The organism is Oleiphilus sp. HI0043 (genome assembly GCF_001634935.1).
In genome coordinates this window covers 1-633 of sequence record NZ_LWEY01000103.1, presented here as the reverse complement: position 1 = coordinate 633, position 633 = coordinate 1, and the positions used below count along the sequence as shown (strand labels likewise).

Genomic DNA, 633 nt, shown 5'->3' with positions numbered 1-633 from the left:
CACCAAGACTCATGTTTGCTACAGCAGGAAATTTAGCATTTGCTGCTACCCAATCAATACCTGCAATTACGCCCGAAGCTGTTCCTGAACCATTACAATCAAGTACTCTAATCGCTGTCATATTTACATTTTTTGCAACACCCCAAGTGTTGCCACCAACGGTTCCAGCAACGTGAGTACCATGGCCATTACAGTCAGAAGCGTCTGCGTCATTATCAATGAAATCCCAACCACTTGTAGCTCGACCTGCATAATCACTATGCGAAGTAAGTATACCCGTGTCGATGATATAGGCATTTACACCACTACCATCTAGCTCATAGCTATAGGTGGTATCAAGCGGCAAAGCAGTTTGATCGATTCGGTCAAGGCCCCATGTCGCACTGTTTTGCGTTACGCTAGCACTCATTACCTGATCTTGCTCTATCAAAAGTACGCGAGGGTCGTTGCGAAGATTCTGTAATTCTTCAGCTTTCATTTTTAGCACAAAACCAGGAACTGAACTGGAGTATTGGCGCACCGCCTTCGCTTTGACTTTGTTAGATATATCAGTAGCCAATGCCTGAACTGATGCCTTACGCTGCTCAGGAGATTGGTTTTTAGAGAGCCCGAAAAACTGCGGGCTGATCGGTG

General features: G+C 45.5%; 1 protein-coding gene. It reads right to left on the bottom strand.

Annotated features, from left to right (window positions below; all coding sequences use genetic code 11):
- The coding region (locus A3729_RS02050) for a S8 family serine peptidase (protein ID WP_156497583.1) at positions 1-633 on the bottom strand (633 nt) is incomplete at both ends.